This is a genomic window from Bradyrhizobium sp. UFLA05-153, from assembly GCF_054185185.1.
The window spans coordinates 22,791-26,904 of the sequence record NZ_JBBIAM010000126.1 but is presented as its reverse complement, the minus strand read 5'-3'; the positions used below and the strand labels follow the sequence as shown (position 1 = coordinate 26,904).

The window sequence follows — 4,114 nt, the reverse complement described above, 5'->3', positions numbered from 1 at the left end:
GTTGCAGCTGCAACTCTGCGGCATCCTCGATGGTGACAATGCGCTCGCTGTGATCAATGTGTTGGCTCAGGGCGTTCAACAGTGTCGTCTTGCCAGAACCGGTACCGCCAGAGACCAGAACATTGAGCCGAGATCGGGCGGCAATCTCCAGCAATTGTCTCATGGCAGCGGTCATTGTGCCGTTTTCGACCATTCCGGCCAAATTCAAACGGCGACTTGGAAATTTTCGGATCGAAATGCAGGGACTATGGATCGCTAGCGGCGGGAAGATGATGTTGACTCGGCTGCCGTCCGGCAAGCGGCAATCCACCATCGGGCTGGATTCGTCAACCCGCCGGCCAACTCGGGCCGCGATCTTCTGCGCCACCGACGCGATGTGCTCATTGTCGCGGAATCGCAGCGCGACCCGTTCCAGCTTGCCGTATCGCTCGACATAAACGTTACTTGGACCGTTGACCATGATATCGTTGATCGATTCATCCACCAGGAGCGAACGCAGCGGCCCGTAGCCGGTCATGTCGTCCGCAATCTCGTCCGCTAGCTGAAACTGCTCACGGCCGGACAGTTCGAGCCGTTCCTGGTTGGCGATTCCATGGATGATTTCCTCGATCTGCCGCCGAAGAACATCGCGGGAAACAGTCGCGGCCACCGATGGCTCAATCTGCTCAATGACCCTTTCGCGCAGCGAAGCCGGCATGTCAGCTCGTTCGTGCGGCGAAGCCGGCACAGCGCCTCGTTCGTGCGGTGAAACTTGCATCACGGGCTGGTCGGTCGAAGGTTCGTCGCGGCTTGGCGTCAACGTGGGCAACCCGGTTGGCGCGCCGTCCCTTTCCACAGATTGAGGAAAACGGGTTGGCGCGCCGTCGCGTTCGCGCGTGCCGAATTTTTTCGTCACCGGAACAGCCTCCTCAACCATCCCTGCCGCACGATGCCGACACCAGTGATCTCCCGGACAATGGGCGCGAGGTGACGGCGCAGTTTTCGTACGTGCTTCAAAGCTGGAATTCCCAGATTGACCGCTTGGGTCATCCCCTTGCCGAGATCGGGAATCACCATGTCCGGTTCTGCGCCTAAGGCCTTGACAACCATTGCCCTGGGAAGACCGCCCGGACGACCGGCACGGTTGAGCAAAGTAAAAACTCGGTCTTTACCGGCGATGCTGGTGACGGCAGCGCGGAGGGCATGCGCGTTGCGAAGTCCGGTCACTTCAGCCTCCAGCAGCACCAGCACTTGGCGAGACAGCATGATCACCGGATGGATGGATGGCGGAAACGGCACTGGTACATCGACAACGATGTAGTTGAACCGTTGACGGAGCAGACCCAGTACGTGTCTCACTCCCGCTTCAGTGATGTCCAGCTGTGCATCCAAATCCTCATCGGCGGAAATCAAACAAACACGCTCGTTGATATCAATGGCTGCGCGTTCGAGGAACAATGTGTCCGCCCGCATTGGGTTTTCCAGAGCGATGCGCAGCCCTGGGCCGGGCCGAACCCCCAACATCACTGCCGTTTCGCCGTTCTGTAAATGAAGGTCGAGCAGCGCGACCTTGGCCTTCGTGGTCTCGGCCAGTTGCAGTGCGAGATTGATAGCGATACTCGTTGCCCCGGCGCCCCCTTGCGCGCCGCAGATCGAGATCACTTGCCCACCACGATCGGTCGCGGCGGGCGCCGTGTCGCCAAGCAGCTTCGGACGTAGCTGGTGCAACACCATATCGCGCGTGAGCGGCCTCGGAAGGTACTCGGTCAAGCCGATTTCCATCAGCTCGCGGTAGAAGGTAATCTCTCTGCTCTCACCGATCAGGGCCACCAGGACATCAGGTGGGCAGACGGCGGACAACCTCTCCAGCTCGGTGAAGGGATCATCGATCCCGCTGATGTCCGCCACCAGCGCGAATAGCTCGGTGTCGGTCTCGAGCATCCGTATGGCGTTGCGAATGGTGCCACGCCTGATCGATAGGTTGCTGCCTTCGAGCCCTTTGCGCAAAGCCGCTGCGCTCAGCTCGTCGTTTACGAAACAGACAATTCGGTCGCGCGTTGCAACAGATGGAGCTTCATCAAGCGGGTTGACTATAGCCATGTTAACGCTCATCGCCGTTTCTCCTGCGGCTTGACCGCCTCAACCTCATCAGCTGCATGAACCACCACCGTGTCACTCTCGCGGGCCATTTTCGGCAAGGCGCCACAGCCCGCAGTTGAATCTTGCTTCCTGACTGAGTATTCCTGAACCTTACCGCCTCCATAAACCACCACCGCTGCAGTTTGGCCGGCAACAGCATTCTGGCGGGCTATATCCGCCGACACGTCGCAGCTGGAAATAGTGCGACTGTCCGCTATGTCCCGTGGCTCGACAGCTGATCGCATGGCCAAGGAGAGCGTTCCGAGATTTTTTGCAACTGCAATCTTCTTGACCTGCTCTGGCGCAAGCTGCAGTGACACAGTTTGTGCAACCTTCGCGGTCGCGGTGTTATTGGCTCCGCCGGTTTGCACGATCTCCTGGTCAATCGCGATGATTCGAACATTTTGCAGAATGGTTTCGCTGAGAGCGCGACGCGCAACATCTGCGTTCGCGGCTACTTGGGTCAGGACAACATCCACATAGTCACCCGGCTTGATCAGCCCCGAGACACCAGATTCTGCGTCAACCTTGATGCTGATGGCACGGGTACCCGGCTCCAAGACGCTGGCAAGGAAACCGCGATCTCCCCGCAGCAAGACGTTTTCTGATGTGATAGGACTGCCCGTGTCGAGGTTCTTGCGAACCAGAGAACCGAGAAGTCTGTTCCTATCGTCGGTCGTATCACGGATCGCCCCTGTTGGAACGCTATCCAACGGATCGGCGCGAAAATCTTCGTCGCGTGTTAAGGTACCAGCCTTCAGCGGACGTGCCGCGACAAGGTAGCGAGTGAGAGGCGCCGCCGGCGCCTTCTCCGTGGCGTGTACTACCGGGGCCTGTGCATTCGGCAGGTTCATGCTGTAGGCAATAAGCCCGAGCGCAGTGGCCGCGAGCAAAAAAACCATTATGATCGAAAGACGCAGAGTAGATGACATATTCAAAGCCCTTGACTGAAAATGGTCCAAATACCGCCGCACGCAATCGCAACCCCGTAAGGTAGCGGTGCGCGTCGCAAATGGCGCCAACGTTCGATCGCGTAAACGCGGCGCGCGAACGACGATCCGGCGGGCGCGAGCCTGGGATATGGCAGGAGACGCATCATCAGATGCACCACGGCGAGGATGCCGCCGGCCAGAGCGGTGATAGTCAACAACTGAAGCACGCCCATTAATGGGAGGCCAACCGCCAAAGCGACCAGCAGTTTGACATCGCCGCCGCCCATCCATCCCCGCTGGTAGATGACGAAGAGCAGCAGAAACAGGATTGTCGCGGCGATCAAGGATTCTGCAAACTGCATCGGGCTGGCAAAATGCCCGGCGATCCCGAGGAGCGCCAGCACCAGACAAATTTCATTTCGGATCAATCGTGTCGCGATATCGATCGTTGCGACATAGAGCAACAAAAGAATTTCAAGAAACGACGCCGTGGGAGCAACCCAATCCATGGGAGCAATCCAGTCCATGAAATGCATGCCTGAAATGGAGGCGTGGCATTGGGACATCCGTTGCCACGCTCTGAACTTAAAGACCTGTCATGAGACTCAGAGACGAGTCAGGGCAGGCCAGTCATTGTAGAAGCGATCGCGCCGAATCCGGTGTTCAGGGCTCCGCTGAGGGTGTTAGTACCGGTACCAGTAAACAGAAGAAGCACGACGGCGCAGACACAAGCCCCGACGATCACGTACTCGAGCGACACCACGCCGTCCTTGTCCGTGCGCAGACGCTTCAACGCTTCCGTGGTCTCAACATAATATCTCAACATAGCAGAATCCCTCCTTCGAAAGGGTGACGCGGCATTGGGACATCCAATTGCCGCGCTCTGGACTCCGCTTATGGCAGACCAGACATAGTGGTGGCGATCTTACCGAACCCGGTATTCAGCGCTCCGCTAAGGGTGTTAGTACCGGTACCAGTAAACAGGAGAAGCACGACGGCGCAGACACAAGCCCCGACGATCACGTACTCGAGCGACACCACGCCGTCCTTGTCCGTGCGCAGAC

General features: G+C 58.3%; 5 protein-coding genes. All 5 read right to left on the bottom strand.

Annotated features, from left to right (window positions below; translation table 11 throughout):
* Positions 1 to 895: TadA family conjugal transfer-associated ATPase (locus Q2941_RS42385; RefSeq protein WP_458196227.1), on the bottom strand; the 895-nt coding region annotated here is incomplete at its 3' end.
* Complete coding sequence (locus tag Q2941_RS42380) at positions 892 to 2,091, bottom strand: CpaE/TadZ family protein (protein ID WP_458196226.1); 1,200 nt, start codon at positions 2,089 to 2,091, stop codon at positions 892 to 894. The genes Q2941_RS42380 and Q2941_RS42385, both read right to left, overlap by 4 nt.
* Entirely contained in the window at positions 2,088 to 3,050 is a 963-nt protein-coding gene (cpaB, locus tag Q2941_RS42375; protein ID WP_458196225.1) for a Flp pilus assembly protein CpaB, read from the bottom strand. Before cpaB ends, Q2941_RS42380 begins: the two co-directional genes overlap by 4 nt.
* Positions 3,051 to 3,052: 2 nt before the next feature.
* The gene (locus tag Q2941_RS42370; protein WP_458196224.1) at positions 3,053 to 3,586 is read right to left on the bottom strand and encodes an A24 family peptidase; all 534 of its coding nucleotides are present in this window, start codon (positions 3,584 to 3,586) and stop codon (positions 3,053 to 3,055) included.
* 80 nt (positions 3,587 to 3,666) lie between these two features.
* Positions 3,667 to 3,876: a Flp family type IVb pilin gene (locus Q2941_RS42365; RefSeq protein ID WP_458196223.1), complete on the bottom strand. Its 210-nt coding sequence runs from the start codon at positions 3,874 to 3,876 to the stop codon at positions 3,667 to 3,669.
* Positions 3,877 to 4,114 lie beyond the last annotated feature (238 nt).